We start from the raw sequence: 17554 nt of genomic DNA, 5'->3' as shown, positions 1-17554 counted from the left end.
CGAGCCGGCCGGGGCGCCGGCTCGCCAGGGGGCCAGTGCAGCCTCAGTGCGCTTCTTCCCAGTTGGCGCCGCTGCCGACTTCGGCCACCAGCGGCACGCGCAGCTCGGCCACCGCGCACATCAGTTCGGGCAGGCGCGCCTTGACCAGTTCCAGCTCGTGCTCGGGCACTTCCAGCACCAGTTCATCGTGCACCTGCATGATCTGGCGCGTCTGCAGGCCATCGCGCTCCAGCCAGTCCTGCACCGCGATCATCGACAGCTTGATCAGGTCGGCCGCGGTGCCCTGCATCGGCGCATTGATGGCGGCGCGCTCGGCGGCCTGGCGGCGCGGGCCGCTGCCGCCGTTGATATCGGGCAGCCACAGCCGCCGGCCGAACACGGTCTCGACATAGCCCTGCTCGCGCGCGGTCTGGCGGGTCTCTTCCATGTAGTGCGCCACGCCTGGATAGCGCATGAAGTAGCGGTCGATGTAGTGCTTGGCGGCCTCGCGCTCGATGCCCAGGTTGCTGGCCAGCCCGAACGCGCTCATGCCGTAGATCAGGCCGAAGTTGATGACCTTGGCGTAGCGGCGCTGCTCGCTGCTGACGGCCTCGCGCTCGACGCCGAAGATCTCGGCGGCGGTGGCGCGGTGGATGTCCTCGCCGTTGGCAAAGGCGCGCAGCAGGTTCTCGTCGCCCGAGATATGGGCCATGATGCGCAGCTCGATCTGCGAATAGTCGGCCGACACGATCACGCTGCCCGGCTCGGCGATAAAGGCCTCGCGGATGCGGCGGCCTTCCTCGGTGCGCACCGGGATGTTCTGCAGGTTGGGCTCGGTCGACGCCAGCCGCCCGGTCACCGCGGTGGCCTGGCCGTAGCTGGTGTGCACCCGTCCGGTCCGCGGGTTGACCATCTTCGGCAGCTTGTCGGTATAGGTGGACTTGAGCTTGGACAGGCCGCGGTAGTCCAGCAGCAGCTTGGGCAGCGGGTAGTCCTCGGCCAGCTTCTGCAGCACCTCTTCGTCGGTCGAGGGCGCGCCGCTGGCGGTCTTCTTCACCACCGGCAGCTTCATCTGGTTGAACAGGATCTCGCCGATCTGCTTGGGCGAGCCCAGGTTGAACGGCTGCCCGGCGGCCTCGTAGGCCGACTGCTCCAGCGCCAGCATGCGCTGGCCCAGCTCGGCGCTCTGCGCGGCCAGGCGTTCGGCGTCGATCAGCACGCCGTTGCGCTCGACCTTCTGCAGCACCACCGAGACCGGCATCTCGATCTCTTCATAGACCCGGCGCAGCCCGGCCGCGGCTTCCACTTGCGGGAACATCCTGCGATGCAGGCGCAGCGTCACGTCGGCATCCTCGGCGGCGTACTCGGTGGCGCGCGCCAGGTCGATCTGGTCGAAGCCGATCTGGCTCGCGCCCTTGCCGCACACCTCTTCATAGGTGATGGTCTTCAGGCTCAGCAGGCGCTCGGCCAGGCTGTCCATGCCATGGTTGCGGTGCGAGGCCAGCACGTAACTCTGCAGCATGGTGTCGTGTGCAATGCCGCGCAGCTTGATGCCGTGGTTGGCGAACACATGGACGTCGTACTTCAGGTTCTGGCCGAGCTTGGGGCGGCTGGCGTCTTCCAGCCAGGCACGCATGCGTTCCAGCACGAACTCGCGTGCAAGCTGGCCGTGCTCGGGCAGGCCGGCCACGTCAGGGCCGCGGTGCGCCACCGGGATATAGCAGGCCTCGCCCGGCGCCGCCGACAGCGAGATGCCGACCAGCTGCGCCTGCATCGGATCGAGCGAGGTGGTCTCGGTATCGATCGCCACCAGCGGCGCCGATTCGATACGCCGCAGCCAGTCTTCCAGCATGCCCGCGGTGGTGACGGTCTCGTAGCGGATCTCGGTGGGCGCCGCGTCCTCGGCCGGCGCCGCGCCGGCCTCGGCCGACGGTGTGGGCGCATCGAACAGGCCACCCTGCGCGGGCGCGCTGGCCGCGGCGCGGGCACGGGCCTGGGCGCGCGCGTCGGGCAGGCTTTCACCGGTGGCTTCGCGCAGCCAGGTCTTGAAGCCATAGCGCTGGAAGAACGCCACCAGCTGTTCCTTGTCCTCGCCGGTCTCGCGCAGCGCGTGGAAGTCCGCGACCGACTTGCTCAGGTCGCAGTCGGTCTTGACCGTCACCAGCCGGCGCGCCATCGGCAGCCATTCCAGCGTGTTGCGCAGGTTCTCGCCCACCACGCCCTTGATGCCGGGCGCGGCCGCGATCACGCCGTCGAGCGAGCCATGCTCGGCCAGCCATTTGACCGCGGTCTTGGGGCCGACCTTGGGCACGCCCGGCACATTGTCGACCGCATCGCCGATCAGCGACAGATAGTCGATGATGCGCTCGGGCGGCACGCCGAACTTGGCCACCACGCCGGGAGGATCGAGCACCTCGCCGCTCATGGTATTGACCAGCGTGACGTGCTCGTTGACCAGCTGCGCCAGGTCCTTGTCGCCGGTGGACACCACCGTGCGCACGCCCTGCTCCATGGCCTGGCGCGACAATGTGCCGATCACGTCGTCGGCCTCGACGCCGTCGACCACCACGATCGGCCAGCCCAGCGCGCGCACGGCCTCGTGGATCGGCTCGATCTGGCGCGCCAGGTCCTCGGGCATCGACGGGCGGTGCTCCTTGTAGGCCGGGTACAGGTCGTCGCGGAAGGTCTTGCCCTTCGCGTCGAACACGCAAGCGGTATACTCTGCCGGGTAGTCGTTGCGCAACTTGCGCAGCATGTTGATCATGCCGTAGATTGCCCCTGTGGGCAGACCCTCCCCATTCCTCAGGTCCGGCAAAGCGTGATAAGCGCGATACAGATAGCTCGATCCATCGACGAGCAAGAGTGTTTTTGGACTATCCGACATTCCCATGGACTCAAAATTGACTGGTGCCGCTGCAGGCGGTGCCTCGACCGCCCCCCTTGCTGACCCGGATGTTGCTGATATCTCCGGCGATACCGTGCAACCCCCGCCGGAAGCTGCCTCCGAGCACGCCGCGGCCATTGCCGCGGCCGCCGATGCTGCTGCCGCGGGTCATCCGCCTGAAGTTGCTGCTGAAAAGGCTGCTGCGGCGGCGGCGCGCGCCAATCCGCGCAAGATGATCCCCAGCCTGCGTGCGCTGGCCGACGAAGACCGCGCGACCGCTAAGAAGGCGCGCGCCTCGTGGCAAATGTTCACGATTATGGCAGAGTTCATCGAGGCCACCGAGTACCTGTCCGAGATCCGCCCGGCGGTGTCGATCTACGGCAGCGCGCGCCTGCGCGAGGACTCGCCCTACTACCAGCGCACCATCGAGATCGCGCGGCTGTTCTCCGACGCCGGCTTTGCCGTGATCTCCGGCGGCGGCCCCGGCATCATGGAGGCCGCCAACAAGGGCGCGCATGCCGGCAAGTCGGCCAGCGTGGGCCTGAACATTGAACTGCCGCACGAGCAGCAGGGCAATCCGTACCAGGACATTGCCATGCGCTTCCGCCACTTCTTCACCCGCAAGGTCACCTTCGTCAAGAATTCCGACGCCTTTATCGTGATGCCGGGCGGTTTCGGCACGCTCGACGAACTGGCCGAGGTGCTGACGCTGGTGCAGACCGGCAAGTCGCGCTCGGTGCCGGTGATCATGTTCGGCAGCCGCTTCTGGAAGGGCCTGCTGGACTGGTTCCGCTTCACGCTGCTGCCGATGGGCCTGATCGCCGAGCACGACCTGGACCTGATGAAGATCGTCGACGAGCCGCACGAAGTGCTGGAAGCGGTCTACGACTATTACGAACAGCGCGGCGGCGACAAGCCGATCCCGCCGAAGGAAGAGATGTTCTACCTGTAAGGCCGGGATCCGGGGATCGCCGCGGCACCGCGCCACGCATGCGCCACCCGGCGCCGTGGCGCAGGTGCCCCCCGGGGCACGGCGGCGGCCTGTGCGGGGCAGGAATTGCTAGAATGGAACCTGTCCGTCTGCCAAGCCCGGCGCCGCCGGGTTGCAGACCAACCGCCGCATGCCGCGGCGCTGCGTGCCGCTTGCGCCGCAGCCCGCACAGGAGCATCTGATGACCTCCCCTTCTCCCGTCCGCCCGGTCCGGTCCACGCGCGCCGCCGCCGTGGCCGGCGAGCCTGAATCGCCTGCCAGGCGGTCCGTGTCCGGCCTGGCCGCGGCCGCCGCCCTGGCACTGGCGTCCGGCTGGGCCGTCGCGCAGGAAAGCAATGCGCTGACCCAGCAGGAACTGAACCAGATCAACAACCAGCCGATCGCCCCGGCCGCCAGGTCGCAGCTGAACCAGCCGCGCGAGCCGAGCTTCCAGCTGAACGAACGCGATGGCACCCAGGTGCGCGAGTACCGCGACAAGGGACGCGCCACCGACATCCAGGTCAGGTCGGGCTTCGGCACCAGGTACGAGATGAGCAAGCCGGAAGACAGCTCGCCCAAGATCCGCGAGCACGACGTCAACCGCGTGCCATCGGTCAACCTGAAGTTCTGAACCCGCTTGCCCACGGCCTGGCCTGAGCGCCAGGCCGCGCCGGCCCTCCGGCAGTCATGCCGCGGCGGCGGCCCGGACTTTGTCCGCAACTGGCGCCGCCGCTTTCCGATTCGCTTCACACAACAAGTATGGCCGTATTCACCACGGTCTCGCAGGACGAGATCGCACGCTGGCTGCTGGATTTCGACCTTGGCGAAGTGCGCGACCTGCGCGGCATCGCCTCGGGCATCGAGAACAGCAATTTCTTCCTCACCATGGAGCACGAGGGCCAGACGCGCCATTACGTGCTGACCATCTTCGAGCGGCTGTCGTTCGCGCAGTTGCCCTATTACCTGCACCTGATGGCGCATCTGGCCGAGCGCGGCATCCGCGTGCCCGCGCCGATCCCGGCGCGCGACGGCGAGATCCTGCGCCCGCTCAAGGGCAAGCCCGCCACCATCGTCACGCGCCTGCCCGGCGCGTCGCAGCTGGCCCCCGACGCGCAGCACTGCGCCGAGGTCGGCGACATGCTGGCGCGCATGCACCTGGCCGGCGCCGATTACCCGCGCCGCCAGCCCAACCTGCGCAGCCTGCCATGGTGGCAGCAGACCGAGCGCGAGATCCTGCCCTTCCTCGATGCCGGCCAGCGCGCGCTGCTGCAACGGGAAATCGCCCACCAGGCAGCGTTCTTCGCCAGCGCGGCGTACGCCAGCCTGGGCGAAGGCCCGTGTCACTGCGACCTGTTCCGCGACAACGCGCTGTTCGAGGAAGACCCCAGCGGCCGCCACCGGCTGGGCGGCTTCTTCGATTTCTACTTCGCCGGCAACGACAAGTGGCTGTTCGACCTGGCGGTCACCGTCAACGACTGGTGCATCGACCTCGCCAGCGGCGAACTCGACCCCGCGCGCGCGCAGGCGCTGCTGCGGGCTTATCATGCGGTCAGGCCGCTGACCGGGACCGAGGCCGCGCACTGGCAGGACATGCTGCGCGCGGGCGCGCTGCGCTTCTGGGTGTCGCGCCTGTGGGACTTCTACCTGCCGCGCGAAGCCGACATGCTGCAGCCGCACGATCCGACCCATTTCGAACGCATCCTGCGCCGGCGCCTGGACGCACAACCCGCGAACCCCGAGAGCGCCCCGCTCCCCTGGATCTGACCCGTATGCAACTACTGGAAGTCCCTGCCAAGGAAGGCTACACCTGGTTCCGCCAGGGCATCTGGCTGTTCCGCAAGAACCCGCTGACCTTCCTGATGCTGCTGTTCGTCTACCTGATCGCCGCGCAGCTAGCCATCGTGGTGCCGCTGATCGGCATCATCGCGCTGCTGGTGGTCACCCCGGGCCTGTCGGTCGGCGTGATGACCGCGTGCCGCGACGTGATCCAGAACAAGCGGGTGCTGCCCACCGTGCTGCTGGCGGGCTTCCGCGCCAACGGCAAGGAAGCCACGCGCAACCTGCTGGTGCTGGGCGGCATCTACGCCGGGCTGGTCTTCATACTGGGGCTGATCGCTGGCGCGGTGGTCGACATGAGCGCGCTGGTGCCGATCGTGCTGAAGGAAGAAGCGCCGACCGCCGAGGCGGTGCGCCAGCTGTACTACGCCATGCTGATCGGCGCGCTGCTGTACACCCCGATCGCGATGATGTTCTGGTTCGCACCGCTGCTGGCGGCCTGGCACGGCGTGCCGCCGGTCAAGGCGCTGTTCTTCAGCTGGACCGCATGCTGGCGCAACCGCGGCGCGTTCTTCACCTACGCGGTGCTGTTCGCGATGCTGCTGGTGGCGATCCCGTTCTTCCTGGAGGCGGTGTTCAGCGCCTTCGGCGCCGAGACGGTGCTGTCGTTCCTGGTTACGCCGTATTCGCTGCTGATGCTGGCGATCTTGTACTGCTCGTTCTATGCGACGTACCGCGGCTGCTTCAACGTGACCCCGCCGGGGGTCGAGCCGGCTGCGCCGGCGACGCCGGGCGCCTGACCACAAGCGCTTGCTACCCGATGGTTTGCTCCCTCTCCCGCTTGCGGGAGAGGGAGCAAACCAGCATGACGCGAGACGGCGCTCGCTACCTCAATCGATCGCGTCCAGCTTCGCCACCGCCAGCGCCAGCCACTTGGCGCCATGCCGCTTGAAGTTGATATTGGCGCGTGCATCGGCGCCCTCGCCTTCCAGCGCGGTGATCACGCCTTCGCCGAACTTGTTGTGGAACACCGACTGGCCGACGCGGAACCCGCTGCCGGCTTCGCGTTTGGCATCGGCATAGCCGTTGCCGTTGTCCATGCCGCCGGTGGGCCGGGTGCCGGTATAGGGCACGTCCTCCGGCTTGCGGAACCAGTCGCGGCCCCAGGCATTGTCGCGTTCCTGGCGGCGCACGCCGCCGTAGCTCTGCGCCGGCGGGGTCAGCCATTTGAGCGAGGTCTCGGGCAGTTCCTCGAAGAAGCGCGAGCGCACGTGGTAGCGGGTCTGGCCGTGCAGCATGCGGCTTTGCGCGAACGACATGTAGAGGCGCTTGCGCGCGCGCGTGATCGCCACGTACATCAGCCGGCGCTCTTCCTCCAGGCCGTCGGGATCCATCATGCTGTTCTCGTGCGGGAACAGTCCTTCCTCCAGGCCGCTGATGAAGACCACATCGAACTCCAGCCCCTTGGCCGCGTGCACGGTCATCATCTGCACCGCGTCCTGGCCGGCCTGGGCCTGGTTGTCGCCGGCCTCGAGCGAGGCGTGGGTCAGGAACGCGACCAGCGGCGTCATCACCACCGGCAGCGCTTCGGGATCGAGCAGCTGCTGTGACTGGTCGCCGTCGGCCAGCACCGGCGTGGCGGGGCCGCGCTCGGCCGGGATCACCGCGGCCAGCGCTTCCAGGCCGTAGCCTTCCTCGACCACGAAGGCCTGCGCCGCGGTGACCAGTTCCTGCAAGTTCTCGATGCGGTCCTGGCCTTCCTTCTCGCCCTGGTAATGCGTGATCAGGCCGCTGTGGTTGATCACGTATTCGACGGTCTCGGCCAGCGTCAGGCGGCGCGTGTCCGCGCGCATCTGGTCGATCAGCCGCGTGAACGCGGCCAGCTTGCTGCCGGCCGCGCCGGGCACGTAGGCCACCGCCTCGGCCAGCGCGCAGTCATACTGGCGCGCCATGTCCTGCAGCACTTCCAGCGAGCGCGCGCCGATGCCGCGCGCCGGGAAGTTGACCACGCGGCCGAAGGCGGCGTCGTTGCGCGGGTTCTCCAGCAGCTGCAGGTAGGCCAGCGCGTGCTTGATTTCGGCGCGCTCGAAGAAGCGCAGGCCGCCGTACACGCGGTACGGGATGCCGGCCGAGAACAGCGCGTGCTCGATCACGCGCGACTGCGCGTTGCTGCGGTACAGGATCGCGATCTCGGCGCGGCTGGCGCCCTGTGCGATCTGGTCGCGGATCTCCTCGATGATCCACGCGGCTTCCTGCCCGTCGGAGCCGCCCTGGAACACGCGCACCGGCTCGCCGTGGCCGGCGTCGGTGCGCAGGTTCTTGCCGAGGCGACGGGCGTTGTGCGAGATCAGGTGGTTGGCCGAATCCAGGATATGCCCGTGCGAGCGGTAGTTCTGCTCCAGCTTGATCATCCGGCGCACGCGGAACTCATGCTCGAAGTCGCGCATGTTGCCGACATTGGCGCCGCGGAAGGCGTAGATGCTCTGGTCGTCGTCGCCCACCGCAAAGACCGCGGCCGGGTTGTGCGTGCCGTGGCCGGCCAGCAGCTTGAGCCACTGGTACTGCAGCACGTTGGTGTCCTGGAACTCGTCGACCAGCACGTGGCGGAAGCGGTGCTGGTAGTGCTGGCGGATGGCGTCGTTGTAGCGCAGCAGCTCGTAGCAGCGCAGCAGCAGCTCGGCGAAGTCGACCACGCCCTCGCGCTGGCATTGCATGTCGTAGGCGGCGTAGAGGTCGACGAAGCGCTTGTTGAAGTCGTCGTTGGCCTCGACGTCGGCCGGGCGCAGGCCCTGCTCCTTGGCGTTGTTGATGAAGTACTGCAGGTTCTTGGCCGGGTACTTCTCGTCGTCGACGTTGAGCGACTTGAGCAGCCGCTTGAGCGCGGAGAGCTGGTCCTGGCTGTCCAGGATGGCGAAGGTCTGGGGCAGCCCGGCGTCGCGGAAATGCGCGCGCAGCATGCGGTTGCACAGGCCGTGGAAGGTGCCGATCCACATGCCGCGGGTGTTGATCGGCAGCATCGACGCCAGCCGGGTCTGCATTTCCTTGGCGGCCTTGTTGGTGAAGGTCACCGCCAGGATGCCCGCCGGCGAGACATGGCCGTTCTGGATCAGCCAGGCAATGCGCGTGGTCAGCACGCGCGTCTTGCCGCTGCCCGCGCCCGCCAGGATCAGCGCCGGTTCGTCGGGCAGGGTGACGGCGGCTAGTTGTTCGGCGTTCAGGTTGGCAAGCAGGTCGGGCATCGGAAAGGCCTAATGGAATCGCCCGCAATTATACCGGGGGCCCCTGTTGCATGAATCACATCCGGCCCCGCCGCCAGGGCGCGCGCACGGGTCGCGGACCGGCCGCCGCCGGCCACGAAATAGGCACCACGCGCCCGCCCCCGTATAATTTGTGGTTTCACTGGCGCCAGGCCGGCCATCACAGGCCGCCAGCGACCGCCAGGCGCAGGGCACCGCACCTGCCACGCATCCAGACGCCAACCTCGACATCCCAGCATGACCGCCCAAGACCAATCGCTTGCCAAGAGCTTCGAACCCGCCGCCATCGAGGCGAAATGGGGCCCCGAGTGGGAGAAGCGCGGCATCGCCAAGCCGACCTTCGACCCAGCCCGCCCGGACTTCGCGATCCAGCTGCCGCCGCCGAATGTGACCGGCACGCTGCACATGGGCCATGCCTTCAACCAGACCATCATGGACGGCCTGGCGCGCCACGCGCGCATGCAGGGCGCCAATACGCTGTGGGTCCCGGGCACCGACCACGCCGGCATCGCCACCCAGATCGTGGTGGAGCGCCAGCTCGAGGGCCAGGGCGTGTCGCGCCACGACCTCGGCCGCGAGAAGTTCACCGAGAAGGTGTGGGCCTGGAAGGAAGAGTCGGGCTCGACCATCACGCGCCAGGTGCGGCGCATGGGCGCGTCGATCGACTGGAGCCGCGAGTACTTCACCATGTCGCCCGAGATGTCGAAGGCGGTCACCGAAGTCTTCGTGCGGCTGTACGAACAAGGCCTGATCTACCGCGGCAAGCGCCTGGTCAACTGGGACCCGGTGCTGGGCACCGCGGTGTCGGACCTGGAAGTCGACAGCGTCGAGGAAGAAGGCTCGCTGTGGCATATCCGCTATCCGCTGGTCGAGGCCGACGCCAAGGGCGGGCTGACCCACCTGACCGTGGCCACCACGCGTCCGGAAACCATGCTGGGCGACGTCGCCGTGATGGTGCATCCGGAAGACGAGCGCTACGCGCACCTGATCGGCAAGTCGGTGCACCTGCCGCTGACCGGCCGCCAGATCCCGGTGATCGCCGACGAATACGTCGACCGCGAGTTCGGCACCGGCGTGGTCAAGGTGACCCCGGGCCATGACTTCAACGACTATGCCGTGGGCCTGCGCCACAACCTGCCGCAGCTGTCGATCCTGACCCTCGACGCGAAGATCGTTGCCGACGCGCCCGCCGCCTATGCCGGCCTGGACCGCTTCGATGCGCGCAAGGCCATTGTCGATGACCTCGACAAGCAGGGCCTGCTGGAAGACGTCAAGAAGCACAAGCTGATGACCCCGCGCAGCGAGCGCACCGGCAGCGCGATCGAGCCGATGCTGACCGACCAGTGGTTCGTCGCCATGAGCAAGCCGGCGCCGGAAGGCACCTTCTACCCGGGCCGCTCGATCGCCGAGGTCGCGCTCGAGGCCGTGCAGAGCGGCGAGATCAAGCTGGTGCCGGAAAACTGGATCAGCACCTACAACCAGTGGCTGGGCAATATCCAGGACTGGTGCATCTCGCGCCAGCTGTGGTGGGGCCACCAGATCCCGGCGTGGTACGACGATGCCGGCAACTGCTATGTCGGCCGCACCGAAGAAGAAGCTGCCGCCAAGGCGAAGGCCGCCGGCAGCACCGGCGCGCTGCGCCGCGAGGAAGACGTGCTCGACACCTGGTTCTCGTCGGCGCTGGTGCCGTTCTCCTCGCTGGGCTGGCCCGAGGAAACGCCTGAGCTGAAGCACTTCCTGCCGTCGTCGGTGCTGGTCACCGGCTACGACATCATCTTCTTCTGGGTGGCGCGCATGGTCATGATGACCAAGCACTTCACCGGCAAGGTGCCCTTCCACACCGTCTACGTGCATGGCCTGGTGCGCGATTCGGAAGGCAAGAAGATGAGCAAGTCCGAGGGCAACACGCTCGACCCGGTCGACCTGATCGACGGTATCGACCTCGACACGCTGCTCAAGAAGCGCACCACCGGACTGCGCCGGCCCAAGGATGCGCCCAAGATCGAGAAGAAGACGAAAAAGGAATTCCCCGAGGGCATTCCGGCCTTCGGCGCCGACGCGCTGCGCTTCACCTTCGCCTCGCTGGCCACGCTCGGGCGCAACATCAACTTCGATACCGGCCGCTGCGAGGGCTACCGCAATTTCTGCAACAAGCTGTGGAATGCGACCCGCTTCGTGCTGATGAACACCGAGGGCCATGACTGCGGCATGGGTCCGTGCAACCAGGACTGCGGCCCGGACGGCTACCTCGATTTCTCGCAGGCGGACCGCTGGATCGTGTCGCTGCTGCAGCGCGTGGAGGCGGAGGTCGAAAAGGGCTTCGCCGAGTACCGCTTCGACAATATCGCCAACGCCATCTACAAGTTCGTCTGGGACGAGTACTGCGACTGGTACCTGGAACTGGCCAAGGTGCAGATCCAGAACGGCACCGAAGCGCAGCAGCGCGCCACCCGCCGCACGCTGCTGCGCGTGCTCGAGACCGTGCTGCGGCTGGCGCATCCGGTGATCCCGTTCATTACCGAGGAACTGTGGCAGAAGGTGGCCCCGCTGGCGGGGCGCGCCAGCGGCGATGGTGCGGAAACCATCGCATTGCAGCCGTATCCGCTGCCCGCCGTCGCCAAGATCGACGAGAATGCCGAGCAGTGGGTCGCGCGCCTGAAGGAAGTGATCGATGCCTGCCGGAACCTGCGCGGCGAGATGAACATCTCGCCGGCCCAGCGCATCCCGCTCTATGCGGAGGGCGACAGCGCCTTCCTGAAGGCGGCGAGCGCACATATCCAGGCGCTGGCGAAACTTTCGGAGGTGCGGGTCTTCGAAGATGAAGCCTCCCTGCAAGCGGAGGGCGCCGGTGCGCCGGTCGCCATTGCCGGGGGCAACCACCTGCTGCTGAAGATCGAGATCGATGTCGCCGCCGAGCGCGCGCGCCTGTCGAAGGAAGTCGAACGCATCGGTGGCGAAATCGGCAAGTGCCGCGCCAAGCTGTCGAACGAGAGCTTTGTCGCCAAGGCACCGCCGGCGGTGGTGGCGCAAGAGACGCAGCGCCTGTCCGATTTCGAGCAGACGCTGGCCAAGCTGCAGGGCCAGCTGCAGCGGCTGCCGGCCTGACCCGAGGGTCAGTCAGGCGGCCTGCATCACGCCCCTGCCAGCCGGGGGTTCTGTGCGGCATCGTCGGACAGAACCGGACAGACGGCGCCCACGCTGGCTGGCAGGGTTATGGACTGGAATCTGAGAGGTACACCTGATATGGAAAATCGCGTCACCAAGGCTGTGTTCCCGGTTGCGGGCCTGGGCACCCGCTTCCTGCCAGCCACCAAGGCCAGCCCCAAGGAAATGCTTCCGGTGGTGGACAAGCCGCTGATCCAGTACGCCGTGGAAGAAGCCATGGCCGCCGGCATTACCGAGATGATCTTCGTCACGGGCCGCTCCAAACGTGCCATCGAGGACCATTTCGACAAGGCCTTCGAACTGGAAGTGGAGCTCGAGGCCAAGAACAAGCAGGCGCTGCTGGACGTGGTGCGCTCGATCAAGCCGGCCAACGTCGAGTGCTACTACGTGCGCCAGCCCGAGGCGCTGGGCCTGGGCCACGCGGTGCTGTGCGCGGCCAAGCTGGTGGGCGACACCCCGTTCGCGGTGATGCTGGCCGACGACCTGATCGACGGCAACCCGCCGGTGATGAAGCAGATGGTGGATGCCTTCAACCACTACAACTGCTCGGTGCTGGGCGTCGAGGAAATCACGCCCGAGCAGAGCCGTTCCTACGGCGTGATCGATGGCCGCGAATGGGACGAGGACGTGATCAAGGTCTCGGGCATCGTCGAGAAGCCGGCGCCGGAAGATGCGCCGTCCAACCTTGGCGTGGTCGGCCGCTACATCCTGACGCCGCGCATCTTCGACCACCTGCGCGAGCTCAAGCCCGGCGCCGGCGGCGAACTGCAGCTGACCGACGCGATCCAGTCGCTGCTGGGCCAGGAGCAAGTGCTGGCGTACCGCTACCAGGGCCGCCGCTATGACTGCGGCAGCAAGCTGGGCTACCTCAAGGCGACCGTCGAGTTCGCGCTGAAGCACCCCGAAGTGGGCAACGATTTCAGCGCCTACCTGGAATCGCGCGAACACCTGAACGGCCTGGGCCGCTGAGCTCGCCCGGACGGGTTACGAAGAAAAAGCCGCTTTCGAGCGGCTTTTTCCTTTTCGGACGGATGAACCCTCCCCTGCCCCGCGGGCGGGAACGGGAGCAATCCATCAGCGACGGCGCATGTAGAACACGAACACCTTGTCCACTTCCGAGTGCGACAGCAGCTCGTTGCCGGTCTGCTTGGCAAAGGCCTGGAAATCGCGCGTGGCGCCGGGATCGGTGGCCAGCACCTTGAGCACGTCGCCGCTGGCCATGTCGGCCAGGGCCTTCTTGGTGCGCAGGATCGGCAGCGGGCAGTTCAGGCCGCGCGCGTCCACTTCTTTCTGGAACTCCATTCGTCTCTTCCTCTGATGCTTGGGGGCTGGAGGCTGGCTGAAAAACCGGCCTTACCAGCGGTATTGTAGCGAAGCCCCGACCTGGCTGAAGTCGTGGGGTCGGCGCGGGTCCGCAATGTCGGCGCCGGTCTGGCGATCGAAGAAGCGCACCGGGTAGCCGCGCGCGGCAAGCCAGTCTGCCACCGCGAAGCCGGTTCCGGCCGACCACACCCGCACGTCCTCTGGCGCCACCAGCTTGTATTCGGCCAGTTCCTCGGACAGTTCGACGGTGCCGGTCGCCTTGACGTGATAGGCGATGATCAGCTCGTTCTTGCGCATGAACTCGTAGACGCCGATCAGCGCGACCGACTCGGTATCGAGGTTGGTCTCTTCCTTCAGTTCGCGCGCCACGCCCAGCTCGGGCGGCTCGTCGCGCTCCAGGAAGCCCGTCACCAGCGCAAACATCTTTTCCGGCCACGCGGCGTTGCGCGCCAGCAGCAGCTTGTCCTGGTACTCCACCACCGCCGCCAGCACCGGCAGCGGGTTGTTCCAGTGCACGAAGCCGCAGTCCTGCTGCACGCAGGCGTGGCGTTCGCGCCCGGACAGCGGCAGCACCTCGAGCGGCGCGCCGCACTGCGGGCAGAATCGGTATGACATGGGGGCTCCTGAAGTCTCGTCGTTATCAGAATGAATATGGCGGAATTCGGCCCCGCTATGCGCCGCAAGCAGCGCGCATGTCGGCGGCCAGCGCCTCCACGGTCTGCGGCTGCAAGTCCCAGGCGCACATGAAACGGCAGCCGCCCGCGCCGATAAAGGTGTAGAAGCGCCAGCCCTTTGCACGCAGCGCCTCGATCGCCGGCAGCGGCAGCTCGGCGAAGACCGCATTGGATTGGGTCGGGAACATGATGCGCACACCGGGGATGTCGCGGATGCGCTGCTGCAGCAGTTGCGCCATCGCATTGGCATGGCGCGCGTTGGCCAGCCACACGTCGTTCTCGAGCAAACCCAGCCACGGCGCGGAGATGAAGCGCATCTTCGACGCCAGCTGCCCGGCCTGCTTGACGCGGTAGGCAAAGTCCTCGGCCAGGCGGCGGTCGAAGAACACCACTGCCTCGCCCACCGGCAGGCCGTTCTTGGTGCCGCCGAAGCACAGCACGTCGACGCCGGCGCGCCAGGTGATTTCGGAAGGATGCACGCCCAGCGACGCCACCGCGTTGGCAAAGCGCGCGCCGTCCATGTGCACGCGCAGCTGGCGGCGCTTGGCGATGGCGGCGATGGCGCGCACCTCTTCAACGCTGTAGACGGTGCCGACTTCGGTCGACTGCGTCAGCGACACCACCTTGGGCTTGGGGTAATGGATGTCGGCGCGGCGCGTGACCAGCGCCTCGACCGCATCGGGGGTGAGCTTGCCGTGCTCGCCCGGCGCGGTCAGCAGCTTGGAGCCGTTGGAGAAGAACTCCGGCCCGCCGCATTCGTCGGTCTCGATATGCGCCAGCTCGTGGCAGATCACCGAGTGGTACGACTGGCACAGCGCCGACAGCGCCAGCGAGTTGGCCGCCGTGCCGTTGAACACGAAGAACACTTCGCAATCGGTCTGGAACAGGTCGCGGATGCGGTCGCAGACCTTCTGCGTCCAGCTGTCGTCGCCATAGGCCTGCTCGTGGCCGCTGCCATTGGCTTCCAGGAAATACTTGAGCGATTCCGGGCAGAAGCCGGCGTAGTTGTCGGAGGCGAAGTGCTGCATGGTGTTCAGTGTGGAGCGGCCTGGCGCCTTACTTCTTGTCGGCCCACAGCTCGCCGCCGGTGGCCCAGTTCTCGCGCTTGATATCGGTAATGATGATGTCGACCGCCGACGGCGAGCAGCCCAGCGTTTCGCAGCTGACGCGGGTCACTTCCTCGACAAACTTGCGCTTCTGCTCGATGGTGCGGCCTTCAAACATTTCGACGTGGAAAGTCGGCATACATTGCTCCTGTGCTTGATTGATTGTTGTGGTCCGGGCGGGGACGGCGCTTGCCTTCAGTCCCGGTAGGAAGGATCGATTCTATCCAGTTTGCGCAGCAGCGCGGGCCATTCCAGCACGCCCTCGACCGCGCCATCGTCATAGAGCTGCGCCGAGGTCTTGTCCGCCACGGCGGCGTCGGGCTGCACCAGCGCGCCGCCCGCCTGCGCCGCGATCTGGATTTCGCAGGCCTTGATCAGCGTCGCCATCAGCACATAGGCTTCGGCCACGGTGCGGCCCACCGTCAGCGTGCCGTGGTTGCGCAACAGCATGGCCGGATGCGTGCCCAGCGATGCGGTCAGCCGCGCGCCCTCGGCCGGGGTGAAGGCCAGGCCCTCGTAGTCGTGGCAGGCGATGCGGCCATGGAAGCGCATGGCGTGCTGCGACAGCGGCAGCAGCCCGGCCGCCTGCGCCGACACCGCGATGCCGGCGGTGTTATGCAGGTGCATCACGCACATCGCGTCGGCGCGCGCGGCATGCACCGCGGCGTGCAGCGCGAAGCCGGTCACGTTGACCGGATGCACGGTGTCGCCGACCACCTCGCCGCGGCCGTTGATCTTGACCAGGTCGCTGGCGCGGATCTCGTCGAAGGCAAAGCCGAAAGGGTTGATCAGGAAGTGTTCCGGCTCGCCCGGCACCGTGGCCGAGATATGGGTGTAGATCAGGTCATCCCAGCGCTCGCGCGCGGCCAGGCGATAGGCCGCGGCCAGGTCGACGCGCACGCGCTGCTCTTCGGCTGAGACGGGATGGGAAGCGCCCGCGGCACGCGCGGGCTGCAAGGCAAAAGACATGGGGTCGCTCCTGCGCCGCCCGGTCTGGCGTGCCGGGTACGGCCCGGCCTTCTGTGCCGCGCCGCGGGACCGCGATGCCGGCTGACCGGCCCCGCGATCCCTCGCGCGGCGCGCCGGACGGCAAAGGCAATACTTTAGCGCACCTTGGCGGCCGGGCTCGGGCCGCTGCTTGCCGACTCCCCGGCCGCCGGCAGCGGCCACGCGCGGCGCATCCAGGCGAATACCAGCGCGCCCAGCGCCAGTGCCGCGGCGGCACACGCCAGCGAACCGGCGAAGCCGCCGCTGCGCGCCACCAGCGCGGTCGCCAGCGGCGGGCCGGCGATCTGGCCCAGGCCGTAGGACGCGGTCATCAGGCCCATCAGCCGCGGTGCCTGCGGGCCCCACAGCCGCCGCGCCTCGCGCATCGCGAACGCCACCAGCGCGGTGAACGGCAGGCCCGCCAGCAGGCTGCTGAGGGCAAAGCCGGCGACGCTCGGCAACACCACCGCAATCGCCACGCCCAGCGCCTGCATGCCGTACAGCAGCGCCAGCAGCTTGCGGTTGTCGTGCGCCATGCCGACCCGCGTTGCCAGGAACGCGCCCACCGCCACGCCTGCGCCGAAGACCGGCCAGAACAGGTCAGCCCACACCGTGCCGGGCAGCGCTGCGCGCGCGATCACCGGCAGGAAGGTCGCGGTGATGATGTAGCCGAAGCCGGCCAGGCCGTAGGCCAGGGTCAGTACCCAGGTCTGGGCATCGAGCCGCGCGGCGCCAGGCCCGGCATCCGCGGTACCCGGCGACGGTGCCGCTGCCGCCACGGCGGGCGGCGCGGCGAAGACCCGCCAGACCGCCGCCGCGAGCACCGCCGCCAGCGCGGCGAATGCCAGCCAGCCGTGGTCGGCATGCCAGCCCGCTGCGACCATGCCGGATGCGCCCAGTCCGGTGACCACGATGCCCAGGCCCGGGCCGCAGAAGATCAGCCCGGCCAGCTCGGGCCGGCCCAGCTCGGCCAGGCGCTGCAGGCACCAGCCGGCGGTGTAGACCATCACCACGGCGCTGGCCACGCCCGCGGCGGCGCGCCACAGCGACCACGCCGGCATGCCGCCCGGCAGGGCCATGCCCAGCGTCAGCAGCACGGTGGCCACCAGGCCCCAGCGCACCATGCGCACCGCATCGGGCTGGATAAACATGCAGACCGCGGCGCCGGCGAAATAGCCGATGTAGTTCACCGTGGCCAGCCACCCGCCCTGTTCCAGCGTGACGGTGCCGTCATGCAACATCATCGGCAGCAGCGGCGTGAAGGCGAAGCGGCCGATGCCCATCACCACCGCCAGCGACACCAGGCCCGCCAGCGCCACCGCGAACGGGCCGGCTGCATGGCCCGGCCGGGACGCGGCCGCTACGCACGCGGCAGGGGGCTTGGTCTCCAGGCTGTGCGGGGTCGGCATGATGGTGGCTGGGGGCAGCGGTTG

General features: G+C 67.8%; 14 protein-coding genes. 6 read left to right on the top strand and 8 right to left on the bottom strand.

The window, feature by feature from the left end:
• Window positions 1-43: 43 nt before the first annotated feature.
• Complete coding sequence (gene polA / locus U9J39_RS05105) at window positions 44-2863, bottom strand: DNA polymerase I (protein WP_115710339.1); 2820 nt, start codon at window positions 2861-2863, stop codon at window positions 44-46.
• A gap of 4 nt (window positions 2864-2867) precedes the next feature.
• Here polA and U9J39_RS05100 point away from each other — a divergent pair, with 4 nt between their 5' ends.
• The 4 genes from U9J39_RS05100 to U9J39_RS05085 all read left to right on the top strand — a co-directional run bounded on the left by U9J39_RS05100 (window position 2868) and on the right by U9J39_RS05085 (window position 6409).
• Window positions 2868-3815 (top strand): TIGR00730 family Rossman fold protein, encoded by a 948-nt coding sequence (locus U9J39_RS05100; protein WP_231942137.1) that lies wholly within the window; start codon window positions 2868-2870, stop codon window positions 3813-3815.
• 220 nt (window positions 3816-4035) lie between these two features.
• The gene (locus U9J39_RS05095) at window positions 4036-4464 is read left to right on the top strand and encodes a hypothetical protein (protein WP_326346652.1); all 429 of its coding nucleotides are present in this window, start codon (window positions 4036-4038) and stop codon (window positions 4462-4464) included.
• 128 nt (window positions 4465-4592) lie between these two features.
• Complete coding sequence (locus U9J39_RS05090) at window positions 4593-5597, top strand: homoserine kinase (RefSeq protein WP_326346651.1); 1005 nt, start codon at window positions 4593-4595, stop codon at window positions 5595-5597.
• 5 nt (window positions 5598-5602) lie between these two features.
• Window positions 5603-6409 carry a BPSS1780 family membrane protein gene (locus tag U9J39_RS05085; protein ID WP_092307039.1) on the top strand — a complete coding sequence of 269 codons (807 nt, stop codon included), beginning with the start codon at window positions 5603-5605 and terminating at the stop codon, window positions 6407-6409.
• Window positions 6410-6499: 90 nt separating this feature from the next.
• Here the strand turns inward: U9J39_RS05085 and U9J39_RS05080 are convergent, their stop codons facing one another.
• Window positions 6500-8848 (bottom strand): UvrD-helicase domain-containing protein, encoded by a 2349-nt coding sequence (locus tag U9J39_RS05080; protein ID WP_116312889.1) that lies wholly within the window; start codon window positions 8846-8848, stop codon window positions 6500-6502.
• Window positions 8849-9103: 255 nt separating this feature from the next.
• Here U9J39_RS05080 and U9J39_RS05075 point away from each other — a divergent pair, with 255 nt between their 5' ends.
• Window positions 9104-11971 (top strand): valine--tRNA ligase, encoded by a 2868-nt coding sequence (locus U9J39_RS05075; protein WP_115710342.1) that lies wholly within the window; start codon window positions 9104-9106, stop codon window positions 11969-11971.
• A gap of 138 nt (window positions 11972-12109) precedes the next feature.
• On the top strand, window positions 12110-13000 hold the full coding sequence (gene galU, locus U9J39_RS05070) for a UTP--glucose-1-phosphate uridylyltransferase GalU (RefSeq protein ID WP_115710344.1): 891 nt from the start codon (window positions 12110-12112) through the stop codon (window positions 12998-13000).
• Window positions 13001-13105: 105 nt separating this feature from the next.
• Here the strand turns inward: galU and U9J39_RS05065 are convergent, their stop codons facing one another.
• The 6 genes from U9J39_RS05065 to U9J39_RS05040 all read right to left on the bottom strand — a co-directional run bounded on the left by U9J39_RS05065 (window position 13106) and on the right by U9J39_RS05040 (window position 17530).
• Complete coding sequence (locus tag U9J39_RS05065; protein WP_010813669.1) at window positions 13106-13333, bottom strand: sulfurtransferase TusA family protein; 228 nt, start codon at window positions 13331-13333, stop codon at window positions 13106-13108.
• Window positions 13334-13384: 51 nt separating this feature from the next.
• Complete coding sequence (locus U9J39_RS05060) at window positions 13385-13969, bottom strand: NUDIX domain-containing protein (protein WP_326346650.1); 585 nt, start codon at window positions 13967-13969, stop codon at window positions 13385-13387.
• 55 nt (window positions 13970-14024) lie between these two features.
• Entirely contained in the window at window positions 14025-15056 is a 1032-nt protein-coding gene (locus U9J39_RS05055) for a threonine aldolase family protein (protein WP_115680769.1), read from the bottom strand.
• A 28-nt stretch (window positions 15057-15084) separates the two neighbouring features.
• Window positions 15085-15273 (bottom strand): 4-oxalocrotonate tautomerase, encoded by a 189-nt coding sequence (locus tag U9J39_RS05050; RefSeq protein ID WP_012353493.1) that lies wholly within the window; start codon window positions 15271-15273, stop codon window positions 15085-15087.
• A 56-nt stretch (window positions 15274-15329) separates the two neighbouring features.
• The gene (locus U9J39_RS05045; RefSeq protein ID WP_326346649.1) at window positions 15330-16103 is read right to left on the bottom strand and encodes a class II aldolase/adducin family protein; all 774 of its coding nucleotides are present in this window, start codon (window positions 16101-16103) and stop codon (window positions 15330-15332) included.
• Window positions 16104-16237: 134 nt separating this feature from the next.
• Window positions 16238-17530 (bottom strand): YbfB/YjiJ family MFS transporter, encoded by a 1293-nt coding sequence (locus tag U9J39_RS05040; protein WP_326346734.1) that lies wholly within the window; start codon window positions 17528-17530, stop codon window positions 16238-16240.
• Between the last annotated feature and the right edge of the window lie 24 nt (window positions 17531-17554).

It is taken from the genome of Cupriavidus sp. SS-3, from assembly GCF_035818815.1.
In the GTDB taxonomy this organism is placed as follows: domain Bacteria; phylum Pseudomonadota; class Gammaproteobacteria; order Burkholderiales; family Burkholderiaceae; genus Cupriavidus; species Cupriavidus taiwanensis_C.
The sequence above is the reverse complement of the archived record's forward strand: the minus strand, read 5'-3'. Positions and strand labels throughout refer to the sequence as shown.